This window comes from Alistipes provencensis (assembly GCF_900083545.1).
Classification (GTDB): domain Bacteria; phylum Bacteroidota; class Bacteroidia; order Bacteroidales; family Rikenellaceae; genus Alistipes; species Alistipes provencensis.
On sequence record NZ_LT559262.1, the window covers coordinates 308,122 to 332,759 of the forward strand.

Annotated in this window: 16 protein-coding genes; 14 read left to right on the plus strand and 2 right to left on the minus strand. The window is 59.2% G+C overall.

Going from position 1 to position 24,638, the window contains the following annotated elements; all coding sequences use genetic code 11:
• Window positions 1-449 precede the first annotated feature (449 nt).
• The 6 genes from BN5935_RS01375 to BN5935_RS01400 all read left to right on the plus strand — a co-directional run bounded on the left by BN5935_RS01375 (window position 450) and on the right by BN5935_RS01400 (window position 7,280).
• A complete protein-coding gene (locus tag BN5935_RS01375) occupies window positions 450-1,529 on the plus strand; it encodes an efflux RND transporter periplasmic adaptor subunit (protein ID WP_064974505.1) in 1,080 nt (359 codons plus the stop codon).
• Between the two features lie 12 nt (window positions 1,530-1,541).
• Window positions 1,542-4,583, plus strand: coding sequence for an efflux RND transporter permease subunit (locus BN5935_RS01380; protein WP_064974506.1), 3,042 nt, complete (start codon window positions 1,542-1,544; stop codon window positions 4,581-4,583).
• The gene (locus BN5935_RS01385) at window positions 4,580-5,923 is read left to right on the plus strand and encodes a TolC family protein (RefSeq protein ID WP_064974507.1); all 1,344 of its coding nucleotides are present in this window, start codon (window positions 4,580-4,582) and stop codon (window positions 5,921-5,923) included. Before BN5935_RS01380 ends, BN5935_RS01385 begins: the two co-directional genes overlap by 4 nt.
• Before the next feature lie 367 nt (window positions 5,924-6,290).
• The gene (gene trxA, locus BN5935_RS01390) at window positions 6,291-6,740 is read left to right on the plus strand and encodes a thioredoxin (protein WP_064974508.1); all 450 of its coding nucleotides are present in this window, start codon (window positions 6,291-6,293) and stop codon (window positions 6,738-6,740) included.
• Window positions 6,740-6,943: a 4Fe-4S binding protein gene (locus tag BN5935_RS01395; RefSeq protein ID WP_064974509.1), complete on the plus strand. Its 204-nt coding sequence runs from the start codon at window positions 6,740-6,742 to the stop codon at window positions 6,941-6,943. The genes trxA and BN5935_RS01395 overlap by 1 nt, the downstream gene beginning before the upstream one ends.
• On the plus strand, window positions 6,927-7,280 hold the full coding sequence (locus BN5935_RS01400) for a MarR family winged helix-turn-helix transcriptional regulator (protein ID WP_064974510.1): 354 nt from the start codon (window positions 6,927-6,929) through the stop codon (window positions 7,278-7,280). The genes BN5935_RS01395 and BN5935_RS01400 overlap by 17 nt, the downstream gene beginning before the upstream one ends.
• A gap of 83 nt (window positions 7,281-7,363) precedes the next feature.
• On the opposite strand, the gene BN5935_RS01405 is transcribed toward BN5935_RS01400, so the two are convergent.
• Window positions 7,364-8,068 carry a FadR/GntR family transcriptional regulator gene (locus tag BN5935_RS01405; RefSeq protein ID WP_064974511.1) on the minus strand — a complete coding sequence of 235 codons (705 nt, stop codon included), beginning with the start codon at window positions 8,066-8,068 and terminating at the stop codon, window positions 7,364-7,366.
• A gap of 130 nt (window positions 8,069-8,198) precedes the next feature.
• Here BN5935_RS01405 and BN5935_RS01410 point away from each other — a divergent pair, with 130 nt between their 5' ends.
• The 7 genes from BN5935_RS01410 to BN5935_RS01440 all read left to right on the plus strand — a co-directional run bounded on the left by BN5935_RS01410 (window position 8,199) and on the right by BN5935_RS01440 (window position 21,994).
• Complete coding sequence (locus BN5935_RS01410; RefSeq protein ID WP_064974512.1) at window positions 8,199-9,389, plus strand: FecR family protein; 1,191 nt, start codon at window positions 8,199-8,201, stop codon at window positions 9,387-9,389.
• Between the two features lie 19 nt (window positions 9,390-9,408).
• Window positions 9,409-12,108 carry a zinc-dependent metalloprotease gene (locus BN5935_RS01415; RefSeq protein ID WP_064974513.1) on the plus strand — a complete coding sequence of 900 codons (2,700 nt, stop codon included), beginning with the start codon at window positions 9,409-9,411 and terminating at the stop codon, window positions 12,106-12,108.
• 26 nt (window positions 12,109-12,134) lie between these two features.
• Window positions 12,135-14,762, plus strand: coding sequence for a DUF5117 and DUF5118 domain-containing protein (locus tag BN5935_RS01420; RefSeq protein ID WP_064974514.1), 2,628 nt, complete (start codon window positions 12,135-12,137; stop codon window positions 14,760-14,762).
• Between the two features lie 78 nt (window positions 14,763-14,840).
• Entirely contained in the window at window positions 14,841-18,224 is a 3,384-nt protein-coding gene (locus BN5935_RS01425) for a SusC/RagA family TonB-linked outer membrane protein (protein WP_064974515.1), read from the plus strand.
• 13 nt (window positions 18,225-18,237) lie between these two features.
• Complete coding sequence (locus tag BN5935_RS01430) at window positions 18,238-19,668, plus strand: RagB/SusD family nutrient uptake outer membrane protein (RefSeq protein ID WP_235820971.1); 1,431 nt, start codon at window positions 18,238-18,240, stop codon at window positions 19,666-19,668.
• A gap of 27 nt (window positions 19,669-19,695) precedes the next feature.
• Entirely contained in the window at window positions 19,696-20,385 is a 690-nt protein-coding gene (locus BN5935_RS01435; RefSeq protein WP_064974516.1) for a DUF4843 domain-containing protein, read from the plus strand.
• Between the two features lie 19 nt (window positions 20,386-20,404).
• A complete protein-coding gene (locus BN5935_RS01440) occupies window positions 20,405-21,994 on the plus strand; it encodes a PKD-like family lipoprotein (RefSeq protein WP_064974517.1) in 1,590 nt (529 codons plus the stop codon).
• 48 nt (window positions 21,995-22,042) lie between these two features.
• Here BN5935_RS01440 and BN5935_RS01445 read toward each other — a convergent pair whose 3' ends face one another.
• The gene (locus tag BN5935_RS01445; RefSeq protein ID WP_064974518.1) at window positions 22,043-22,666 is read right to left on the minus strand and encodes an RNA polymerase sigma factor; all 624 of its coding nucleotides are present in this window, start codon (window positions 22,664-22,666) and stop codon (window positions 22,043-22,045) included.
• 296 nt (window positions 22,667-22,962) lie between these two features.
• Here BN5935_RS01445 and BN5935_RS01450 point away from each other — a divergent pair, with 296 nt between their 5' ends.
• Window positions 22,963-24,558, plus strand: a complete 1,596-nt coding sequence (locus tag BN5935_RS01450; protein ID WP_064974519.1) for a thiamine pyrophosphate-dependent enzyme — start codon at window positions 22,963-22,965, stop codon at window positions 24,556-24,558.
• The last annotated feature ends 80 nt before the right edge of the window (window positions 24,559-24,638 follow it).

A 24,638-nucleotide genomic window follows, 5' to 3' on the forward strand; every position in this document is an offset into this window, starting at 1 on the left:
AATTTATTACTTGATAGCAGGAGAATTACCAGAGTCCGTACTCACAGGTGCAATGATTATTATAATCTTGTTTTGCACCATTTATTTTTCGATTAAAGAGGATAAAATCTTAGCCAAGTACGATCAGGAATCGGAGCAATCTTATAGAAAGGGCAATATGATCGTGACTATTTATGTGATATTGACTTTCGTTGCGGCTATTTGTGTGTTGAGACCCCGATAAGCCTCTACATCTTCAGCCTTATTACGCTCCGCAACGCGATGGATTCCGGGGAGCAAGACATTTCACCCCCGATTTTTTCCGTTTCACCCGCCGAGGCACGGGCGATTAGCATCGGAAGCCGTAATTTTGGATTTCAAAGGCTTGTTTTGCCGGCGGCAATCGCTGACAAAACCGCATTTTATCGTATCTTTGCATACGACCCTCAACGCAAACCGTACTCTCTGTTATGAATAAAAAGAAAAAATGGATCATCACGGCCGTCATTCTCGTGGTATTCTGTCTGGCACTGGGCCTCTATAACTTCATGAACGGTAAAGGATCGGCCGAGCCCGATGCAGCCGCGGCGGCCGCTCCGCGCAGGACGAGCATTCTGAACGTCAACGGGCTCGTCATACGTCCCCAGCAACTGACCGACGGAATCACCACCGTGGGCAACCTGCTGCCCGACGAGGAGGTGGACCTCTCGTTCGAGACCTCGGGCAAGATCGTGGCGATCAATTTCAGGGAGGGCACCGCCGTCAGGAAAGGCGACCTGCTGGCCAAGGTGAACGACCAGCCACTGCTGGCCCAGCTCCGCCGTTACGAGGCGCAGCTCAAGCTGGCCGAGGACCGTGTCTACCGCCAGAGCGCCCTGCTGGAGAAAGATGCCGTCAGCCAAGAGGCCTACGAACAGGCCCGCACGGAACTGGCAACACTCAACGCCGACATCGACATCGTGAAATCGAATATCGCACTCACGGAGCTCCGCGCACCGTTCGACGGCGTGATCGGCCTGCGGAACGTCAGCGAGGGCGCCTATGCCTCGCCGAGCGTCGTGGTGGCCAAACTGGCCAAGATAAAGCCGCTGAAGATCGACCTCTTCGTCCCGGAGCGTTACGCCAACCAGATCAAACCCGGAACGAAACTCTCGTTCACGGTCGACGGACAGCAGGCGACTTTCCAAGGTTCGGTCTACGCCACCGAGTCGAAGATCGATCTGGCGACGCACACTTTCGCCGTGCGCGCGCACTACTCCAATGCGCAGGGACGGCTGCTGCCGGGGCGCTTCGTCACGGTGCAGATTCGCCTGCACGACATCCCGAACGCCATCGCCGTGCCGACCGAAGCCATCGTTCCCGAGATGGGCGTGGACAAGGTCTACCTCTGCAAAGGGGGCCGGGCACACGCCGTGGAGGTGACGACCGGCCTGCGGACCGACGCCGAGATACAGATACTCAAGGGACTGAACGTCGGCGACACGCTGATTACCTCCGGAACGCTCCAGTTGCGCGAGGGACTCCCCGTCAAACTCGACACCGTCGAATAAACCCGCCGCCGCATGAACATTTCCGAACTGAGCATCCGGCGGCCCGTTCTGGCCTCGGTGCTGACGATCATCATCCTGCTATTCGGCTTCATCGGGTACAGCTACCTCGGCGTGCGGGAGTACCCCAGCGTCGACAACCCGATCATCTCGGTGTCGTGTTCCTACCCGGGCGCCAACGCCGACGTGATCGAGAACCAGATCACCGAGCCGCTCGAGCAGAACATCAACGGCATTCCGGGCATCCGCTCGCTCTCGAGCGTCAGCCGTCAGGGACAGAGCCGCATCACCGTGGAGTTCGAACTCTCGGTGGACCTCGAGACCGCCGCCAACGACGTGCGCGACAAGGTGTCGCGCGCCCAGCGCTACCTGCCCCGCGACTGCGATCCCCCGACGGTCGCCAAGGCCGACGCCGACGCCCAGCCGATCCTGATGGCCACGATCCAGAGCGACAAGCGGTCGCTGCTGGAGCTGAGCGAGATCGCCGACCTCACGGTCAAGGAGCAGTTGCAGACCATCAGCAACGTCAGCAGCGTGGAGATCTGGGGTGAAAAGCGCTACTCGATGCGCCTGTGGCTCGACCCGGCCAAGATGGCCGGCTACGGCATCACCCCGACGGACATCAAGAACGCCCTCGACCGTGAGAACGTCGAGCTGCCCTCGGGCAGCATCGAGGGCAACACCACCGAGCTGACCATCCGCACGATGGGTCTGATGCATACCACGCAGGAGTTCAACGATCTGGTGATACGCGAGGACGCCGGCCGCATCATCCGCCTGAGCGACGTGGGACGCGCCGAACTGGGTCCGCAGGACACACGCAGCTACATGAAGATGAACGGCATCCCGATGGTCGGCGTGGTGGTGATTCCGCAGCCGGGCGCCAACCACATCGAGATCGCCGACGCCGTCTACAAACGCATGGAGTCGATGAAAAAGGACCTCCCGGACGACGTGGTGACCTCCTACGGATTCGACAACACGCGCTTCATCCGCGCCTCGATCGACGAGGTGAAGCAGACCGTCTACGAGGCCTTCATACTGGTCATCATCATCATTTTCCTCTTCCTGAGGAACTGGCGCGTGACGCTCATCCCCTGCATCGTCATCCCCGTGTCGCTGATCGGCACGTTCTTCATCATGTACGTCGCGGGATTCTCGATCAACGTGCTGTCGATGCTGGCCGTGGTGCTGTCGGTGGGACTGGTCGTCGACGACGCCATCGTGATGACCGAGAACATCTACATCCGCATCGAACGCGGCATGACGCCCCGCGACGCCGGTATCGAGGGTGCCAAGGAGATCTTCTTCGCCGTGATCTCGACCTCGATCACGCTGATCGCCGTCTTCTTCCCGATCGTCTTCATGGAGGGCATGACCGGACGGCTGTTCCGCGAGTTCAGCATGGTGATCTCGGGCGCCGTGGTCATCTCGACCTTCGCGGCGCTGACGATCACCCCGATGCTGGCGACCAAACTGCTGGTGCGTCAGGAGAAGAAAAGCTGGTTCTACAGCAAGACCGAACCTTTCTTCGTCTGGCTCAACGGCTTTTACAGCCGCACGCTGGCCTCTTTCCTGCGCCGCCGCTGGCTGGCGCTTCCGCTGGTCGCGCTGACCCTCGCGGTGATCGGCTGGCTGTGGAGTTCGATCCCGGCCGAGATGGCCCCGCTGGAGGACCGGTCGCAGATTTCGGTCAACACCAGCGGCACGGAGGGCGCCACCTATGAATATATGCGCGACTACACCGAGGAGATCAACCGGCTGGTCGACTCGCTCGTGCCGGAGACCGAAGCCGTGACGGCGCGCGTGTCGAGCGGCCGCGGAAACGTCCGCATCGCCCTGACGGACATCGCGACCCGCAAGCGGTCGCAGATGGAGATCGCCGAGGAGGTATCGGCCGCCGTGCGCACCAAAACCAAAGCACGCGCATTCGTGCAGCAGCAGAGCACGTTCGGCGGGCGCCGCGGAAACATGCCCGTACAGTACGTCCTGCAGGCCACCAATCTCGAACGATTGCAGGAGGTGCTGCCCGAGTTCATGACCCGGGTCTACGAAAGCCCCGTGTTCCAGATGGCCGACGTGGACCTGAAGTTCAGCAAACCCGAAGCGCGCATCACCATCAACCGCGACAAGTCGAACCTGCTGGGCATCTCGACGCGCGACATCGCCCAGACGCTCCAGTACGGACTCAGCGGCCAGCGGATGGGTTATTTCTACATGAACGGCAAGCAGTACGAGATTCTGGCCGAGATCAACCGCCAGCAGCGCAACAAACCCGCCGACCTGCGTTCGATCTATGTGCGCAGCGATAAGGGCGAGATGATCCAACTGGACAACCTCGTCACGCTCGAGGAGAACGTCGCACCGCCGCAGCTCTACCACTACAACCGCTTCCTCTCGGCCACCGTGTCGGCCGGACTGGCCAAGGGCAAGACCATCGGGCAGGGCCTCGACGAGATGGACCGCATCGCCGAAGAGGTGCTCGGCGACGATTTCCGCACGGCGCTGGCCGGCGATTCGAAGGAGTTCCGCGAGAGTTCTTCGAGCCTGATGTTCGCCTTCGTGCTGGCCATCGTACTGATCTACCTGATCCTCGCAGCGCAGTTCGAGAGTTTCAAGGACCCGCTCGTCATCATGCTCACCGTGCCGCTGGCCATCGCCGGAGCGCTGGTGTTCATGTGGGGCACGGACCAGACGATGAACATATTCAGCCAGATCGGTATCATCATGCTCATCGGACTGGTAGCCAAGAACGGCATCCTGATCGTCGAGTTCGCCAACCAGAAGCAGGAGGCGGGGATGAACAAGATGCACGCCATCGAGGAGGCGGCGCTGCAACGCCTGCGCCCGATCCTGATGACCTCGGCCTCGACCATTCTGGGCCTGCTGCCGCTGACCGTCGCCTCGGGCGAGGGGGCCAACGGACGTATCGCCATGGGTGTGGCCGTGGTGGGCGGCATGGTGGTCTCGACGCTGCTGACACTTTACATCGTTCCGGCCATCTACAGCTATGTCTCGACGAACCGGATCAAGCAATCGAAAAACAACGACGCATGAAAAGAGCATTATTAACGGTCCTGCTGCTGGGAGCATACGCCGCAGCCGGGGCGCAGGAGATGCCGTCGGCCCGGGAGGCGTCCGTTCCGCTGACCCTGCGCAAATGTCTGGAGATCGGGCTCGAACAGAATTACGACGTGCGCATCGTCCGCAACGAGGAGCAAATCAGCGACAACGACGCCACGGCCGGAAATGCCGGGATGCTCCCCACGATCGGCCTTTCGGCCGGGTATACGGGAACGCTCGACAACGACCGCACGACCACCCCGCGCGAGGGCGACGCCGTGAGCGAGTCGAACGTCTACGACCAGACGGCCAGCGTGGGGCTGGCGGTGAACTGGACGCTGTTCGACGGATTCCGCATCCGCACCAACTACAAGCGGCTGAAAGAGATGCAGCAGATGGGCGCCCTCAAAACCCGCATCACCATCGAGGATTTCATGGCCAGCCTGACGGCCGAATACTACAATTACATTCAGCAGACGCTCCGCCTGCAGAATTTCCGCTATGCCGTGGGGCTCTCGCGCGAGCGGCTCCGCATCACCGAGGCACGCGTGCAGGTGGGCAACTTCTCGCGCCTCGACCTGCTGCAGGCCCGCGTGGATTTCAACGCCGACAGTTCGAAATACATGTCCCAGCACGAGCTGGTGACCGCCTCGCGCATCCGCATCAACGAACTGCTGGCCAACGAAGACCTCGACGAAAAGCTCTGCATCCGCGACACGCTGATCCGCGTCAACAGCACCCTCGCGTGGGACACCCTGCTCGAAAAGACCCTCTCGGCAAACGCCTCGCTGCTGATGGCCGAGCACGACAACACGCTGGCCGAACTCGACCTGAAAGCCGTTCAAGCGCGCAACTATCCCTATGTCAATCTGACGACGGGCTACGGTTACGGTTACAACCGCTACGGCTCTACCGCGAACCGTTCGCGCAGTACGCTGGGGCTGAACGCCGGAGTGCAGGTCGGCTTCACGATCTTCGACGGCAACCGCCGCCGCGAACAGCGCAACGCCCGCATCGGCATCGACAACGCCCGGCTGACCCGCCGGCAGTTGGAGCAGTCGCTGCGCGCCGACCTGTCGAACTTCTGGCAGGCCTACCGCAACAACCTCGAGGTGATTCTGCTCGAAGAGGAGAACCTGATCGCCGCCAAGGAGAATTACGCCATCGCCATGGAGCGTTACCTGCTGGGCGACCTGCCGGGCATCGAGATGCGCGAAGCACAGAAGAGCCTGCTGGACGCCGAGGAGCGCATCCTCACGGCGCAGTACAACACCAAGCTGTGCGAAATATCGTTGCAGCAGATCAGCGGCAACATCATGGTCTATCTGGAATAATCTTACACATTCCTACAACCAATAATCGCGGCTGCTCCGCGAGTTCCTCGGTACCTTTTGCCACCAAAAGGTACCCAAAACCATCCGCATGTCGTTCTCCGCGGGATCGTCTTCCGGCCCGCGCTGAGCGAGCGCAGTAAGAACAAGACTTTACAGCCTCCCGCTCCGGGCGCACGGGCCCTCAGACGACCTTTTTCCGCTCCGAACGAAAATGCGGCCGTTTCAGCCAACCCTCCCCCACAGCTTCGGCATCAAATCGGAATCCTTTTTCGTCCCTCTTTTATATATTTTCCATTGGAAATTTGTTTTATTGGAAAATAACCCCTATCTTTGCATCGTTATTGATACGGAACAATTAAAAAACAAGATGAAAAAACTGCTCATAACCGCTTTCGCGCTGCTGGCCTTCGCCGCCGGAAGCCAAGCACAGACCAACAACAAAAACGCAAAGAATATGAAAACGATCGCATTGACCAAGGCCGACTTTCTGAAGAAGGTCGCCGACTATGAGAAGAATCCCCAAGAGTGGAAATACCTCGGTGACAAACCCGCCCTGATCGACTTTTACGCTTCGTGGTGCGGCCCCTGCAAGGCACTGGCGCCGGTATTGGAGGAGCTGGCTGCCGAGTACGGGGACCAAATCTACATCTACAAGATCAACACCGAAGAGGAACAGGAACTCGCCGCAGCGTTCGGCATCCGTTCGATCCCCACGCTGTTGTTCGTCCCGATGACCGGCAAACCCCAGATGGCACAGGGCGCACTGCCCAAGGCATCGCTCAAGGAGGCCATCGACAAAGTAATGCTCGGCAAGTAATGGCGCTGGCCATCGACCCCCTGCTATGCCCGCAGAACCACCGCTGTCCGCTGATTGCGATCTGCCCCGCAGGTGCGATTTCTCAAAAGGGAAATTCCCTGCCGGCGATCGATCCCGAAAAGTGCATCGAATGCGGCAAATGCGTGAAACACTGCGGCATGCAGGCCGTACACAAAGCGGAAAAGCATGGACAAGCTCTGTAAAATACGCGACCTGCAGCGTGCCGTGAACCAGTTCGAAGCCGCCTTCGAAAAACGCTACGGCATCTGCCTGAACGAAGGCATGGCCCTCTGCAGCCTCGCGAACGTCGAGCGCCTGTGCCCGGGCCGGCTGGGAGAATTGCTGGGACTCACCCCGTCGAACACCTCGAAAGTGCTTCGCTCGGTGGAGTCGAAAGGGCTCGTGCTCCGCGAACTTTGCTGCCACGACCGCCGGCAGATGTACTACTCGCTGACACCACGGGGGCGCGAACTGCTCGCCTCGGTCAGTTGCCAAAAGGTCGAAACCCCCGAAATACTACGCAAGTGGCTCTGTGGATAGAGAATCCAAGTGCGTAAGTGACGCTTCACAGCAAACGGCTGCCCCGAAAGGGACAGCCGTTTGTCATTTCGGGGGCCGAAAACCTATTCCAGAAAATGATTCTCGTCGTTGTATGTGGCGGCGAACTCGCTCAGCGACTTCAGGTGGCGCCGCAGCATGGCGACCGCCCCCTCCTCGTCCTGCTCGCGGACAAAACGCAGCAGTTCGCGGTGTTCGAAACAGACCTCCTCCTGCGGGACCGTGCAGACCCGGTAACGCTGGTAATAACGCAGCACGTCGGGCGTGATGACCAGCAGCATCGAGGCGATCACCGGATTGTGAGCCCCGCGGGCCAGCGCCTGATGGTAGGCGAAGTCCTTCGACACACGTTCGTCGGTATAGAATTTCGCCTCGCATTCGAGCAAAGCCTGCTCGATGTTTTCCAGATCCTCGGGCGTGCGGTTGCGGGCGCAGAGCTTCACGGCCTCCAATTCGAGCAGCACGCGCACATAGACCAGCGACGCAAAATCATACTGCTCGATCTGCAGCGCATCGGTAATCATGCGCTCCAGCACCTGCATTTTTTCCTGCGCCACCACCGTACCGCTCTGGGGAAAGGTCTGGACGATGCCGTAAAACTCCAGCTTCTGAAACGCCGCACGCACATGGGCGCGCCCCACTCCCAGCGTCTCGGCCAGCCGCCGCTCGGCGGGCAGGCGCTCGCCCGGCTGCAGGCTCCCCGAATAGAGCTGCTCCTTAATATATTTAAGTACGGTTTCCACCTGTTTGATGTTCGGCGAATGGTTCATGGCAAAATATCTGTTAACCCTGCAAAGGTCGTAAAAAAACCAATCAAACCAAAAAAAACAAAAAATCTGTCATACTTTTTTCCATCCCGCGCATTCTTTATCAAACTACTGCAAACAGACCCATAAACAGATGATCGACAATTCAGAGCTACTGGAACACTGGACCGAGCTTTTCATCGGATATTTAAACGGCACGCTGAGCGAGAGCGAGGCGGCTGAATTCGAAGCACTTACCCGCGATCCGCACTTCGAGGCGCTCCGCGAACAGCTCACCACCAGCGGTTACATCGCCGACCGTATGGCCGGATACGACGAATTCGACACCCGCGGGGCATTCGGACGGTTCCGCACCGCCGCAGGTCTCGGCAAACCCGCCGGCACGCTGCGCCGCTGGGCCGTCGCCGCAACGGGAATCGCCGCGGCCGTCGTCATAGCTGCCGGAATCGCATTCCTCACCCGTCCCCTGCCCAGCGAGCGCGAACGCACGCTGCAACTGGCCGACGCCATCTACCCCGCGCCCGACAAGGTGACGCTCACGCTCGCCGACGGACGCCGGCTGCAGCTCGACGGGCAGGCCGAAAAGCAGATCGAAGGCGTGGGACGCATCAGCTACGGCACCGAAGGCGTGAAGTACGAAACGGCCCCCGAGGTGGTCGAACAGGCCGAGGAGGTCCTGCTGTACAACGAGCTGTCGGTACCCGAAGGGAGCAAATGCCTCATCACCCTCGAAGACGGCACTCAGGTATGGCTCAACGCCCGCTCGACACTCCGCTACCCGGTGAAATTCGCCGCGGGCGAACGCCGCGTGGAGCTTTCGGGCGAAGGACTTTTCGACGTCACGCACAACCCCGAGCGTCCGTTCATCGTCGAGGCCGGCAAGACGACGATGACCGTCCGCGGTACGAAATTCAACGTCCGCGACTTCGACGACGAGGGCATGGCCAGCACCACCCTGCTGGAAGGGTGTGTCGAGGTCGGCAACCGGAGCGGCACGGTGACTCTCGCGCCGGGCATGCAGTCCCGGACGCGCGGCGCAGCCGATGCGCTCTCGGTGCGCGAGGTAGACCCCACGGCCTACACCGCATGGACCGAGGACAAGATCGCGTTCTACAACGCCGATCTGGAGGAGGTCCTCGCCGACATCCGCCGCTGGTACCGGGTGGAGATGCAGATCAACGTCGACCCTGCACAATACGCGCTGACGGGCAAGATCCCGCGCGAGTTCTCGCTGGCGCAGGTGATCGACCTGCTGGAGACCATCACCGATCTGGAGCTGGTGATGCCCGACGAAAAAACACTGATCGTAAACAAGAAACAATAAACACCTTAATCCAAACTGTATGATACGAAAAGGCCTATTCCTCGTGTGTGCGCTGCTCATCCCGGCGCTCCTGCTGGCTGCCAAGCCCTCGAAAAGCAAGGGAAAGAACAAGAAAAAAGCTAAGACCGAACAGACGGACACCACCTCCGCCAAAAAGACCTCCGACTACGACAAACTCTTCAAAGGCAAGAAGTGCCAGACGGTCAAGGGTCTCGTGACCATTCATAAAGTCGACGGCGAGAAGCTCTACTTCGAGCTGCCGATGTCGATCTTCGGCCGCGAGATGCTGCTGGGCTCGACCGTATCCGAAACCAGCAACAACGACCACGGCGTGGTCGGCTACAAGTCGAAGGACCCGCTGCATGTGACCTTCGCCAAGGAGGGTCACAAGAGCGTGCAGCTCTGTCTGGTCAACGACATCTACAGCGGCGACGGCAAGGACAAGGGTATCGACGAGGCGGTGCGCCGCTCTTCGATCCCGGGCATCTACCGCGCCTTCAAGATCGAGGCCTACAACGCCGACTCGACGGCCGTGGTGATCGACGTGACGAACCTCTTCATGGAGGACAACGACGACCTGACGCCGTTCGACCCCTACAGCACCTTCGGCTACAAGCCCTTCTCGCGCACCACGTCGTTCCAGAAGTCGAACAGCCATCTGGGCGACATCAAGGCTTTCGAGGACAACGTGACCGTCAAGAGCTACCTGAGCTACACCACCACCGTAACCTACTCGAACGGTCCGGTAATGGGAAAGATCGAGGACAAGCGCGCCTTCACGGCGCTCGTCACCCGCACGCTGCTGCTGCTCCCCGAAAAAGAGATGCGTCCGCGCATCGCCGACCCCCGCATGAACATCTTCGTGACGGGCAAGGCCCGCTTCTCGGCGAACATGAACCGCGGTACGCTGCCCGTCTACTACGCCCGCCACTGGCGCGTGGAGCCCAAGGACGTCGAGGCCTACAAGCGCGGCGAACTGGTCGAGCCGGTGAAGCCCATCGTCTTCTACCTCGACACGAACCTGCCCGAAGCGTGGAAGCCCTATGCCCGCGAAGGCATCGAGCAGTGGAACGACGCTTTCGAGAAGATCGGTTTCAAGAACGTCGTCCAAGTCCGCGACTATCCCACCAAGGAGGAGGACCCCGAGTTCGACCCCGACAACCTGAAATACTCCTGCATCCGCTACGCCCCGCTGGCGTTCCAGAACGCCATGGGTCCCTCGTGGGACGACCCCCGCACGGGTGAGATCATCACGGCTTCGGTGATGGTTTACCACGACATCGTCAAGCTCCTGAACCGCTGGCGTTTCCTCCAGACCGCAGCCGCCGACCCCAACGTCCGCACGATGAACATTCCCGACTCGATCATGGGCAGCGCCCTGCGCTACGTCCTCTCGCACGAGGTGGGACACTGTCTGGGCTTCATGCACAACATGGCCTCGTCGTCGGCCATTCCCGTCGACTCGCTCCGCTCGCCCTCGTTCACGCAGAAATACGGCACGACCTACTCGATCATGGACTACGCCCGCTTCAACCATGTGGCACAGCCCGGCGACTACGAGCGCGGCGTCAGCATGATGCCTCCCCGCATGGGCCTTTATGACGAATATGCCGTGAAGTGGCTCTACACCTACCTGCCCGACGCCAAGACCCCCGAAGAGGAGCAGCCATGGCTCGACAACCTCGTCCGTTCGCATGCCGGCGACCCGATTTACCGGTATGGCAAGCAGCAGATTTTCAACACCCTCGACCCCACGTCGCTGTCGGAGGACCTCGGTGACGACCACGTCCGCGCTTCGGAGTACGGCATCAGGAACCTCAAGTACATCATGAAGCACCTGAACGAGTGGTACGGCGAGGACGACAACGACCTCACGGCCCGCGAGGCGATCTACAAGTCGCTGCTCAACCAGTACCTGACCTATATCAACCACGTTTACAACGTCAAGGGCGGCATGATGATGAACGAACGCAAGGCCGGCGACCCGCGTCCCTCCTACTCGTTCATCGACGGCGACTACCAGCGCTGCGCGCAGCAGTTCCTGATCGACCAGCTCCACGACCTCGACTGGATCGACGATCCCGCACTGCTCAAGGAACTGCCCCTGCAGGGCAACCTCTCGGTGCGCGTACAGCGTATCCTCCTCTCCTGCATCGAGGCCGACAAGGGCAGCTTCGGCCGCATGATCGACCCCGCTCCGAATGCCTACACACAGCTCGAGCATGCCGACGACGCAATAAAGGGTATCTTCCGACACACCTATCAGGGCAAGAGCCTCACCCCGCGCGACCGCAGCAACCAGAACTCCTATGTCGACATGCTGCTGATGATCACGCGTCTGGCGCCCAAAAAGAGCTCCGAGAAGGGCATCGCCGACGACGAGCGCGGCATCGGCTTCGCTCCGCAGCTCGACCAGAACGGCTGGAACATCTCGACCGGCAATGTCTATACAGAGGCTCTGGGCGACGGCGACATGATGTCCCGCATGGAGCGCCAACTGGAAGCCGACCTGTTCGGCACGTCCAACAACCCCGAGGAGATCAGCGGCTTCGGCTACTTCCGCTCGCTGACCGAATCGCTCTCGCCGCGCGACGCCATGTACTACGGCCGTCTGATCAAGGTCCGCGACCTGCTGCGCCAGAAGCGCTACACGGGCGATCAGGACACGCGCAACCACTACGAACTGCTGCTCCACCGCATCGAAGGTGCTTTAGAGTAATTTAACCCCAAACAGCGATTCACATTATGAAAAGATATCTGATTTGTCTGCTTTCGCTGCTGCTCCTGTCGGGCGCCACGACGGCAACCTTCGCCAAGGGCAAGAAATCGAAGAAGAAAGCCCAGACGACGGCCGCCGCACCCGCAAAGAAGCAGAGCGAATACGACAAACTTTTTAAAGGCAAGCAGGTAAAAACCTCGAAGGGCGGCATGATGACCCTGCACATCGTCGACGACAAACTGTTCGTCGAGCTGCCGCTGAAAATGCTCAACCGCGACATGATGCTCATGTCGTCGGTGGCCGAGATCACCGATCACACCGACAGCTACGTCGGCCTCTCGCCGCTGCGTCCGCTGCAGGTCAAGTTCGACACGATCAACCGCACGGTCCTGCTGCGCCGTGACCGCAACCAGTCGGTCGTGGCCGACAACGGCGCGGAGATCCGCCGCGCATTGGCCCAGAGCAACATGCCGGCGATCCTCGGGTCGTACAAGATCAAGGCCTTCAATGCCGACTCCACGGCCGTGGTGTTCGACATGACCGACCTGTTCATCGGAGGCGAGAGCCTGCTGACGGCCATCGACCCCCGTTCGGAGACGAAACTCGTGCTGCGCGGCATCGCATTCAACCAGAAGAAGGACCGCTCGATGCTTACCGACGTGGCCGCTTTCGAGGACAACGCCACCATCACCAGCTACATCACCTACGACAGCAAGATCGGCAAGACCTACAACAAGGTGACCACCGCCAAGCTGGTGCGTTCGCTGGCCCTGCTGCCCGAGACGCCGATGCGTCCGCGTCTGGCCGACTTCCGCCTGCCGCTGAACGTGCTGGGCAAGTACAACTACCACTCGGACTACAAACTGATGGACCCCGTCTACTTCGCCACCCGCTGGCGCATGGAGCCGTCGGATCAGGCAGCCTATGACCGCGGCGAAGCCGTGGAACCCAAGGCCCCCGTGGTATTCTACATCGACACGACCTTCACGGCGCAGATGAGCGCCGCCATCACGAAGGGCATCCTCGAGTGGAACAAGTGCTTCGAGGCCATCGGTTTCAAGGACGCCATCCGCGTCAGGCCGTTCCCCACGCCCGAGGAGGACCCGCAGTTCAGCCCCCAGAACTTCCGCTACAACTGCATCAACTATGTGCCCTCGCTCACGGGCGACACCCGCGTGCGCACCTACGTCGACCCCCGCAGCGGCGAGATCCTCCGCACGACGGTCATGGTCTGCCACAACATGACGTGGGAGATGCCGTTCGAGATCTTCGTCTTCACGGCGCACGCCGATCCCTCGGTGCGCCAGCGCTACATGCCCGACAGCACCCTTTTCGAGCACATCAAGAACCACTTCACATGGCTCACGGGTGTCGACTGTTTCGGCATGTCGTACAACCTGACCTCGTCGGCCGCGTTCCCCTCGGATTCGCTGCACAACAACGCCGCATTCACACAGAAATACGGCACGACCCCCTCGATGCTCGACATCGCCAAGTACAACTTCATCGCGCCGATCGACGCCGTGAAAAAGGGCTTCCGCATCACCCCGGTCGGTGTGGGCGAATACGACTACCACGTCGTGAAATGCCTCTACAAGCCCATTCCCGAGGCCAAGACCTCCGAGGAGGAGCTCAAGGTGATCGAGAAGTGGGTGGACGCCACGGTCGGCAACCCCGTCTACCGCTATGAGAACGCCAAGGACTGCCCCGACTGCGGCGCCAACGACGTGGGCGACGACGACATCAAGAACTTCAAGTATGCGCTGGAGAACCTCAAATACTGCATGGACAACTTCGACAAATGGATCTCCGACGAAGACGACCCCGAGTATCTCTACCGCAACGGCCTCTACAACTACCTCTACCGCCGTTACAAGCAGGTCCTGACCCAAGTGGCCATTACGGCCTACGGCGTGAAGACTTACGAGCGCAAGGCCAACGACCCCGTTCCCAGCTACGAGTTCACGCCCTACGCCGAACAGAAGGAGGCCCTCGACATCCTCTACGCCCACCGTTACATGCCGGATTGGGTACACCGCCCCGAGCTGGTGCGCCTGATGGGTATTCAGCGCGAGCGCATCGAGGAGCACAAGGACTACCTCAGCCTGCTGATGAACGCCACGGCGACCCGTCTGTTCATCTACGAGGGACAGGGCAAGGACCATTTCGACCACAAGCGCTACATCCGCTACATGTTCGACAAGCTCTTCGAGAAGACCCGCAAGGGCCAGCGCCTCGCCGACGAGGATTTCTACTACCAGACGAACTTCGCCAAGACGATGATGGCCTCGTCGAAAATAGTGGACCGCAAAGCCAAATACAGGGACGGTTCGGCATCGGCGCTCGCGGCGCAGATCGCCGGCGATCCGAAGGTCCTCGACTTCAGCGATCCCGAAGCGTGCATGAAGACCGTCGAGGAGATGCCGCTGCTCTACTCGATGAACGACGTGGATTTCGGCCGCGACGAGGTGAGCGCCCAGTACGGAGCGCTGAAAAAATGGCCCGTAATCAACACGCAGTCGACACGTCAGCTCTACTACGGCATCCTCAAGGAGCTGCGTCAGGTCGTGAAGCCCTACATCAACAGCGGCGACCGCCGTACCCGCGAACACTACCGTTTCATCTACGAGTCGATCAACCGGCTCATTGACTAAGACTTTGAAGAATCCCCGTCTTCGAAAGTCCGGAGACGGGGATTTCTAATTATTACATTTTACATAACCCGACAGCGTATGAAGAGTTTTTTACCCGAAGCAGGTTTTTCCGGCAGACTGATACGGCGGCTGGCCGTGCTGCTGGTGATCTGGACAGCGGGATTGGGAGCCGTCCGCGCGCAGCAGGCGCAGCAGACGATCGCGGTCAATTTCCGCAATGCCACCGTACAGCAGGTTTTCACCTGGCTGGACAACCACACGCAGTATGACTTCGTCTACAACAATTCGCAGATCGAGTCGCTGCCGCGCGTTTCCATGCAAATGAACAACACCACCGTCGTCGACGTGGTGAAATACTGCCTGCGCAACAGCAGCCTCAGCTACCAAATCCGTGGCAATATGGTCGTCATTCGCCCCTCCGACGAGATCAAGAAGGGCACCGAGGAGGCCGTGCAGTTCTCCGGCGTGGTTTACGACGAGAACGGACTGCCGCTGGCCGGCGTGAGCGTCGTGCTCAAGCAGGCGAGCCGCGGCGCCGTGACGGGCCCCGACGGCAAATTCATCCTCAAGGCCCGCCGCACAGACAACATGACCCTTTCGTTCTCATTTCTGGGCATGAAGAGTCAGACGGTCACCGCCTTCAGCAACGGCAAGCAGCATGTCAAGGAACTGGATAAAATCAACATCCACATGGACCCCGAAGTGAGCGAGATCGGCAACGTCGTGGTTACCGGTATTCTGAACATCGCCCAGAAGTCGTTCTCCGGATCGTCGACCACGATTACCGGCGAACAGCTCAAGACCGTGGCCCCTCAGGGCAACGCCCTCAGCGCCATCCAGATCTTCGAGCCCTCGTTCCGCATCGCCGAGAACCTCGACATGGGTTCGAACCCCAATGCCCTGCCGCAGATGTATGTCCGCGGACAATCGGGCATCGGCACCCTCGAGCTCGACTCGAACCTTACCTCGGAACACGCACTCAAGAACGACCCCAATCAGCCGATCTTCATGCTCGACGGCTACGAAGTGTCGATGGAGAAGATCTACGACCTCGACATCGAGCGCATCGAGACCTACACCATCCTGAAAGACGCCGCGGCAACGGCCATGTACGGTTCTCGCGCCGCCAACGGCGTGGTCGTCATCACGACCAAACCCCTGCCTGCCGGACGCCTGAACGTCAGCTACAGCGGCAACTTCTCGATCAACACCCCCGACCTGTCGAGCTACAACCTGATGAACGCCCGTGAAAAGCTCGAAGCCGAACGGCTGGCCGGCTACTACGACACGGACGATCCGGGGCAGATCGCCACGAAACTCAAGGAGTATAACGGCAAACTGCAGAACATCGAACGCGGCATCGAGACCGACTGGCTCGCATTGCCGCTGCGTACGTCGTTCAGCCACAAACATTCGGTCACCGTCGCCGGTGGCGCCGATGCATTCCGTTACGGCCTCGACCTGATGTACGACGACCAAGAGGGTGTGATGAAGGGCCAGAACCGGGAGAAGATGGATGCGGCACTCACCCTCCAGTACCAGCACAAAGGACTCACCTTCCGCAACAAGATGACTACCACGCTGGTCAATTCGAAGGAGTCGCCCTACGGCACCTTCTCGGATTATGTGCGCATGAATCCCTACGACACCTATCTGGACGAGAACGGCAACATCGGCATGAACATGGCATCATGGCACAGCGGTTCACCCTACCGCAACCCGATGTACGACGCCACGCTGAACAGTTTCGACAAGGGAAAACGCCATGAGTTTTACGACCAGTTCGACGTCCGCTATTACCTCAACAAGAAGATCAATTTCAAGGCCATGGTCACTCTGGGTTACATCGTCAGCGATGCGAACCGGTTCGTCGATCCGGCCGCCGCACGGTTCCAGAACACCGAGAAAAAAGGCCAGTTGGTAACTTCGACGCAGAAGCAGTCGAACTACGACATCTCGGTGAACGGCTACTACAACGACCAGATCGGCAAGCACAACATCAATCTGGTCGCAGGCGTGAACATCCGCGAAGAGAAGACCGACTACGCAGGATTCACCTACAGCGGTTTCCCCGAAGGAGGTTTCTCGGCTCCGGGTTATGCCCAATACCTCGACACGAAGAGCTATCTGGAAAGCAAAAACCGCCTGTTCGGTGCCCTCGCCGTGATCAACTATTCGTACAACGACGTGATCTTCGCCGATCTCTCGGGACGTATCGACGGCAGTTCGCAGTTCGGCTCCAACAAGCGTTTCGCCCCGTTCTTCTCCTCCGGCTTCGGTGTCAACCTCCACAACCTGAAATTCTTCAAGGAGAGAACCCCGTGGCTGACACAGTTCAAGCTGCGCGGAACCTATGGCATGACGGGTAAGGTATCGTTCCCCTCCTACGCCGCACAGAACAAGTACGAAATGATCACCGACTGGCAGCCCCCGACGGGCGACGCCGTGGAGATCAAGTATCTGGGCAATACCAACCTGAAATGGGAGCGCACGATGCAGACCGATTTCGGTTTCGAGTTGTCGATCCTCAACGGCCTGTTCTACGCCCGTTACAACTACTACATCAATGACACGCACGACATGCTGGGCGACATGACCATTCCGACCTCGTCGGGCTTCACCATGTACAAGGAGAACATCGGCCGCATGGAGAACCGCGGACACGAAATCAAAATCCAGAGCCGCATCGTCAACACCCGGAATACGATCATCACCCTGCTGTTCAACGGAGCGTCGAACAAGGGCAAGCTCAAGAAGATCTCCAACGCTCTGAAATCCTACAACGACCGCGTGAACGAGCACTACAACAGCGGAATCGGCGGCAACGACGTACAGGCTACCCCTTTGCTGCGCTACTATGAAGGCGGCTCGAAGACGGGCATTTACGCCATGCGTTCGCTGGGCATCGACCCCGCGACCGGTCAGGAGCTGTTCATGCGCCGGGACGGTTCGACCACTTTCAAGTGGGACCCCGCTGAGAACGTGCTGGTGGGCGACACCGAACCTACGATGAGCGGTTCGTTCGGTGCAAGCGCCTATTGGAAAGGCTTCACGCTCGACGCCTATTTCATGTACGAGTGGGGCGGGCAGCGTTACAACCAGACGCTCCGCACGACCATCGAGATGGCCGACATCCTCAACAGCAACTGCGACCGGCGCGTGCTGAGCGACCGTTGGATCGAGGGCAAGAACATCATCGCCCGCTTCCGCGACATCAAGGATTTCAACTCCGTGACGCGCCCCACCTCGCGACTGGTTCAGGATTACAGCTACCTCAACCTGTCGAGCCTCTCGGTAGGCTACGAGTTCAAGCGCGACATGATCCGCAAGCTGGGTCTCTACCGCCTCAAACTGCAGTTCAACTGCCGCGACCTGTTCACCGCCAGCTCGATCCAAGTCGAACGCGGACTCACGTCGCCCTACGCACGTTCGTTCACCCTTTCCGTCAACGCTTCCTTCTAAAAACGCGCGACTTATGAAAACGAAAAAGATATATCTCGCAGCTCTGCTTCTGGCCGCAACGATGACCACGGCCTGCGAAGAGTGGCTGAAAATAGAACCCCAGTACGAGATCACCGACACCGACCTCTACAAGAACACCGCCGGCTACTACAAGGTCGTCAACGGCCTCTACCGCCAGATGTCGGACTTCTCGCTCTACGGCAGGGAACTTTCGTGGGGTATGACCGACGTATGGGCGCGCTACTACGCCGTCGATCCCGCCAGCGACAACAAGTCCTACCCCCAAATGTACAACCTCGAATATGAGGCCAAGGAAGCCGCATCGCTCGCCTCGGCCATCTGGAGCGCCGGCTACAAGATCATCGCCCAAGCCAACGACCTGATCGCGAATACCGAAAAGCGAGACCCCGAATTCTTCAGCCTCGAGGAGGTCGACCGCAACACGATCCTCGGCGAAGCCTATGCCGTCCGGGCCATGATGCACTTCGACCTGATGCGTCTGTTCGGCGCGTCGATGGAGGTCGATGCCGACGGCCGCTACATCCCCTATGTGGAGACTTATCCGTCGACGGTCAACCCGCCGATCCCGAGCCGGGACTTCATGAAGAAGGTGATCGCCGATCTGGTGAAAGCCCACGACCTGCTCAAGACGTTCGACGTCGAGGTCAACCCCTCCTACGCCACATCGACGAGCTACCGTTTTTTCGCCACGAACAGCCCTTCGCAGGGCAAGTTCTACGGCAACCGCGGTACGCGGCTGAACTACTACGCCGTAACCGTATTGCTGGCCCGCGCCTGCCTCTGGGCGCAGGAGACCGACGACGCACTGACCTATGCGCAGGAGATCATCGATCTGGTAACGGACAAAACGCTGAAATTCTCGACCTCGAGTTCGATCCTGAGCACGCCCAAGATGTTCGACGACCTGCTTTTCGGATTCTACCACGAAAAACTGGTAGCGACTTTCGAGCCCTATGCGAACAGCACGAACTCGAGGCGTCTCATCATCGACGACAAGACCTTCTTCACCACGCCGACGAACGACTACCGGAAGAATTTTCTCAATACGTCGACCAACTTCATGAAAAAATACACCGTCAACGTCACCGATGAGAAGGATATGATTATTCCGAACATCCGCATCAGCGAAGCTTACTACATCGCCGCCGAGTGTCTCTACAAGACCGACATGACGTCGGCTGCCGCCGACCTGATGGTCGTGCGCAAGGCCCGCGGGTATTCGTCGCCCGCGCTTTCGGGCACGATGTCCGAAGAAGCGTTCTGGGAGGCCCTGCTCTACGAATACCGCAAGGAGTTCATCGGCGAGGGACAGCTCATCTTCTTCTTCAAGCGCACCAACCGCCCGATCACCTTCTCCGAAGGCAATTTCAACCACGGAGGCAAACTCACCCTGCCGATTCCCGACAGCGAAAGCGCGATCTAACCGATGAAACAGTTTAAAGCAGACACGATGAAAAAGACGATAGCCATACTCGCAGCCGCAGCCTCCCTGTTCACGGCTGCCTGCAACAAATCGGAAATTCTCGCTCCGACCGACCAGCGGTACATCTACATGTCGTATCCGGAAAGCGGCAACCAGATCTTCAACTTCTCGTTCGTCTCCACGACCAAGAAGACCGTACGGATCGCCGTGCCGATCAAATTCGCCGGCCGGCCGCTGACCGAAGACCTCGCATACGCCGTGAAGCTCCATCCCGGAAGCGACGACACGACGCTGAGAGCGACCGAAGAGTACGAACTTCCGGAACTGGTCTTCCACAAGGAGAGTTTCCTCGACACGATCTTCGTCACGGTCCACAGGACCGAACGGATGGAAACGGGGACCTACAACCTCAAATTCAGTCTCGAAAGCAACGGGAACTTCTTCGCTACGCAGACCGGATTTCTGGAGGCCGAGCTCCGCGTCACCGCCCAGATTTCACACCCTTCGTGGTGGACCCAGTCGGTCGTGGATTTCTACCTTGGCCCATACAGCGACAAGAAATTCGGGCTATTCTCGCAGCATATCTTCACGGGAGACTACGGCGAACTGGAGGAGAGCGAAAAGCAGTTCTATGCCCTCAAGTTCAAGTACTGGCTTCAGGAAAATCCCCAGACAGAGGAGGACGGCACACAGATGAAGGTGGCAATTCAGGGTTAACCATTAAAAGAGACAGACGATGAAACGATATAAATTGCTGCTTCTGGCAGTTGTTGCGGCGCTGGTGAGCGGGTGTTACAGCGACGACACCAACCTCGACTACAAGACGCTCGACCTGCCCGTGATCGACAACCCGGAGAACGATCTGGCACTGTTCGTACCCAACCGGGCCTATAAGATCAAACTTGCCGACCGCCTGCAGATCACACCCAATGTGGTTTATAAGGAGATGAACGACCTCTCCTACCGCTGGGTCATCGACGGCAAGGAGGTGGCCACGACCAAGGACCTCGACTGGGAGTGCGACATGGAAACCAACCGGGTCTATTGTTATTTTGAAATCCGCCGCAACTCGGCGGGCAATTCCACGATCTTCCCCTTCAGTATCGAGCTCGACCAGCCCTATGTCACGGGCTACAGCCTGCTGGTCGAGAAGGACGGAGCGCTGCGCTACGACTTCATCAGCTACACCGTGGCCGCTCTTTACACATTCGACTATTACGAGAACGGCGCCGGCATGCAGATACCCTTTACGGGCAGCAACCCCCGTCTGGAGGAGTACTGGTCGTGCGAAAAGGCATCCATCGTCGGCAAGGAGATGTTCCTCGACGACGATCCGGAGAACTGCGCTTCGTTCAGCGGCGAAACTCTGCTGCAGGAGATGACGCTGCAACAGGAGTTCATGAACGAAGAATTTCCGGATAATTTCCGGCTGAAGGATTTCATGCACGGCGGCTTCGTCAGCTACCTGTTGGCCGAGGACGGACGGGTCTTCCAGCGCAAGGGATCGCGAATCTATTACACGGGCCGTTTCCTGAACCTGCCCATGCAGTACAACGGCAAGCAGATCAACGGCGTCAAGTTCATTACCGCGAAATACAGCGAGGGATACGGACTGATCTACGACCAGACCGAGGACGGAGGACGTTTCCTGCTGGTGAACTTCGATTACAGCACCTCGGAATCCGATTCCGGCCAACGGTCCGGACAGATTACGGAGTTCCCCGACGGCAGCGCAATGAGCGGCATCACCGACTACGAACTCATAGACGGCTGGTTCGTCAAAGATGCCGCCTTTCCTCCCGGTCCTTCGAGTGTCATGATGCTGTTCCGCAGGAAATCCGACGGCAAGTACTATACGCGCGAAGTGAAAATCACCTATACGTCGAGAACTTCGTCCGTGGAGATATCGGAGGTCTACGAGGAGGTCTACCGCGAACTGCCCGAATTCGGCCCCGACAGCAAGACCTGCGTGATCCGCGTCGACGGCGGAAGCTCTTACAAGTCGGGCTACATGTTCTATACCTCGGCTTCGAACCCCCGCAAAGTACTGGTCAAGGAGCGCACCGCATCGGCGGCGCCTACCGAATTCCATACGTTCGACAGCGATGTCGCAGCCATCGTCGAGGGTACGATGAAGAGCAACAACTGCTACATGCTCTTCGCACTGACCGACGGCACGGTAATGATGTACACCACCTCGAACCGCAACGTAGGTTCGGGTGTGAATTTCCTCACCTTCGAGGAGGAGCGCGTCATCGAGAAATACCAGATTGACGGCAAAATCCGCTGGGGAGGATTCAAATACGGCGGATTCTCGAATTTCTAATTCGGAAAACAAGGCACGAAAAAGCCGCTTCTTTCGGAGCGGCTTTTTTTATTTCAGGCCCGTGAGCAGGGCGAGGAGAGAACCGAAGAGGAAGAAGAACTTGCTGAGCTTGAGCCGCAGCGAGCGGTAGCCCCGGTACTTCTGGGTTTTGACGGTGTTGATGCTGATGCCCAGCCGGCGAGCAATCTCGGCGCCCTTGAACCCGGCGATCGAGAGGAGGATGATCCGGCTCTGCTCCGAAGGCAGGGCGTGGATGTCGCTGTAAAGCCGGCGGATAACCTCCTCCCCGACCATTCCGGCAAGCAGCTCGGTATCGGCTTCGGGATCGAAGTGGGGGGGGGAAATTTCGTCGCGCACCTGCTGTTCGTGCATGTTCCGTAACAATGACTCGCGGTTGCTGCGGTCACGCCGGTAAGCCAGCGAATTATGGTAGACCGAACGGTAGAGGTAAGCCGCAAGTTCGGGAAGCACCGAGAAAGTCCGCTCCGACTGCCACATCCGGAGCAGCAGCTCCTGAACAAGGTCCTCGGCGAACGCGGCATCGCCCGTGAGCGACGCGGAGTAGGCACAAAGCGCCTTGTAGTAACGGGCGTAGAGTTCCTCCCAAGCAACGGGCTCCTTCCCGTTGATCCGGTTCACGAACTCTTCCGATTCCGTTCGTTTTATCTCCATGGCAGCTTTTCCGACTTGTGCAAAACGTTTGGCGTGCTTTGCAAAAACCCTCTAAAAGAGCGTTGCAACGAGGGGTTTGCTCGCAAATATAAGCATTTTGCACCATATATATATACGTTTCGGACATTTTTCTGCTCGGCCCAAACGAGGTCCTGCATTACATTTTTCAACAAAAATCCGGCTCGAAACGACATTTATTCCGGATTCCGCACATCGATATAATAAATCGTCGCAAAAGGTTGCATTTTAATTAAATTTTCCTAAATTTGTATTATCCGAATCATACCGCAAATCTTATGAAAAAACGCGAACTTTTACTCGGAGACGAAGCCCTCGCGCTGGGGGCGCTCCATGCGGGACTGTCGGGCGTCTATGCTTATCCGGGCACCCCATCGACCGAGATCACCGAATATATTCAGGGCCATCCCCTCGCCGCCGCGCGCGGCGTGCACCACACCTGGTCGACGAACGAAAAGACAGCCATGGAGGAGGCGCTCGGCATGTCGTTCGCCGGCAAACGCGCGCTGGTCTGCATGAAACATGTGGGTCTGAACGTGGCGGCCGACGCTTTCGTCAACGCGGCGATGACCGGCGCCAACGGCGGACTGGTGGTCGTCGTTGCGGACGATCCCTCGATGCACTCCTCGCAGAACGAGCAGGATTCGCGTTTCTACGGTAAATTCGCCCTCGTGCCGACCTTCGAACCCTCGACGCAGCAGGAGGCCTATGACATGGTGAAAGCCGCGTTCGAACTCTCGGAACGGTTCCAAATCCCGGTGCTGATGCGCCTGACGACCCGCATGGCCCACTCGCGGGCGGTGGTCGAGGTGACGGAGCCCCGCGCCGAGAACGAACTGCACTCGCCTGTCGAGACCCGCCAGTGGGTGCTCATGCCGGGCAACTCGCGCGTGCGGTACAAGGCTCTGCTGGACGACTACGCCCGGCTGGAGACGGAGGCCGCCGCAAGCCCGTTCAACGCCTATGCGGAGGGTCCGGACAAGCGGCTGGGCATCATCGCCTGCGGCATCGCCCACAACTATGTGATGGAGAACTACCCCGACGGCTGTCCGCATCCGGTGCTGAAACTGTCGCAATATCCGCTGCCGCGCGATCTGGTGCGGCGCATGGCCTCGGAATGCCAGTCGCTGCTCGTCGTCGAGGAGGGGCAACCCGTCGTGGAAGAGGCCGTGCGGGGCGTACTGCCCGTTCCCCTGCCCATCCGGGGCCGTCTGACGGGCGAACTGCCCCGCACCGGGGAACTCACGCCCGACAGCGTGCGCGCGGCCCTCGGGATGTCGCCGCACCGGGCACACGCCGCCAGTGCGATCGTCGTACCCCGTCCGCCCGCACTTTGTCAGGGATGCGGACACCGCGACATGTACACCGCGCTGACCGAGGTGGTCCGCGAGGAATATCCGGCGGGCAAAGTATTCAGCGACATCGGCTGCTACACGCTGGGATGGCTGGCGCCGTTCCACGCCATCGACACCTGTGTGGACATGGGTGCCTCGATCACAATGGCCAAAGGTGCCGCCGACGCGGGACAGCACCCCTCGATCGCCGTGATCGGCGACTCGACCTTCACCCATTCGGGCATGACGGGACTGCTGGACGCCGTGAACGAGCGCGCGAACATCACGGTCATCATCTCCGACAACCTGACGACGGGCATGACCGGCGGTCAGGATTCGGCCGGCACGGGGCGTCTGGAACAGATATGCGCCGGCATCGGCGTCGACCCGGCGCACATCCGCGTGGTGGTGCCCCTGCCCAAGAACCGCGAGGAGCTGAAGGCGATGATCCGCGAGGAGATCGCCTACCCGGGCGTCTCGGTCATCATCCCGCGCCGCGAATGCATCCAGACGGCCAAGAGAAAGAACGCAACGAAATAATTTACAACCGATTTATGCCGGAAAAGCGAACGATGGTAAGTCCATCGAGCGACTGAAACCCGTGGGGTCTCCACATAAAG

Coding starts and splice junctions, on each gene's coding strand:
- BN5935_RS01440 (WP_064974517.1), top strand. CDS start 20,405: ATGAAACGATATAAATTGCTGCTTCTGGCAGTTGTTGCGGCGCTGGTG.
- BN5935_RS01385 (WP_064974507.1), top strand. CDS start 4,580: ATGAAAAGAGCATTATTAACGGTCCTGCTGCTGGGAGCATACGCCGCA.
- BN5935_RS01400 (WP_064974510.1), top strand. CDS start 6,927: ATGGACAAGCTCTGTAAAATACGCGACCTGCAGCGTGCCGTGAACCAG.
- BN5935_RS01450 (WP_064974519.1), top strand. CDS start 22,963: ATGAAAAAACGCGAACTTTTACTCGGAGACGAAGCCCTCGCGCTGGGG.
- BN5935_RS01415 (WP_064974513.1), top strand. CDS start 9,409: ATGATACGAAAAGGCCTATTCCTCGTGTGTGCGCTGCTCATCCCGGCG.
- BN5935_RS01410 (WP_064974512.1), top strand. CDS start 8,199: ATGATCGACAATTCAGAGCTACTGGAACACTGGACCGAGCTTTTCATC.
- BN5935_RS01405 (WP_064974511.1), bottom strand. CDS start 8,068: ATGAACCATTCGCCGAACATCAAACAGGTGGAAACCGTACTTAAATAT.
- BN5935_RS01395 (WP_064974509.1), top strand. CDS start 6,740: ATGGCGCTGGCCATCGACCCCCTGCTATGCCCGCAGAACCACCGCTGT.
- BN5935_RS01435 (WP_064974516.1), top strand. CDS start 19,696: ATGAAAAAGACGATAGCCATACTCGCAGCCGCAGCCTCCCTGTTCACG.
- BN5935_RS01445 (WP_064974518.1), bottom strand. CDS start 22,666: ATGGAGATAAAACGAACGGAATCGGAAGAGTTCGTGAACCGGATCAAC.
- BN5935_RS01425 (WP_064974515.1), top strand. CDS start 14,841: ATGAAGAGTTTTTTACCCGAAGCAGGTTTTTCCGGCAGACTGATACGG.
- BN5935_RS01420 (WP_064974514.1), top strand. CDS start 12,135: ATGAAAAGATATCTGATTTGTCTGCTTTCGCTGCTGCTCCTGTCGGGC.
- BN5935_RS01375 (WP_064974505.1), top strand. CDS start 450: ATGAATAAAAAGAAAAAATGGATCATCACGGCCGTCATTCTCGTGGTA.
- BN5935_RS01430 (WP_235820971.1), top strand. CDS start 18,238: ATGAAAACGAAAAAGATATATCTCGCAGCTCTGCTTCTGGCCGCAACG.
- BN5935_RS01380 (WP_064974506.1), top strand. CDS start 1,542: ATGAACATTTCCGAACTGAGCATCCGGCGGCCCGTTCTGGCCTCGGTG.
- trxA (WP_064974508.1), top strand. CDS start 6,291: ATGAAAAAACTGCTCATAACCGCTTTCGCGCTGCTGGCCTTCGCCGCC.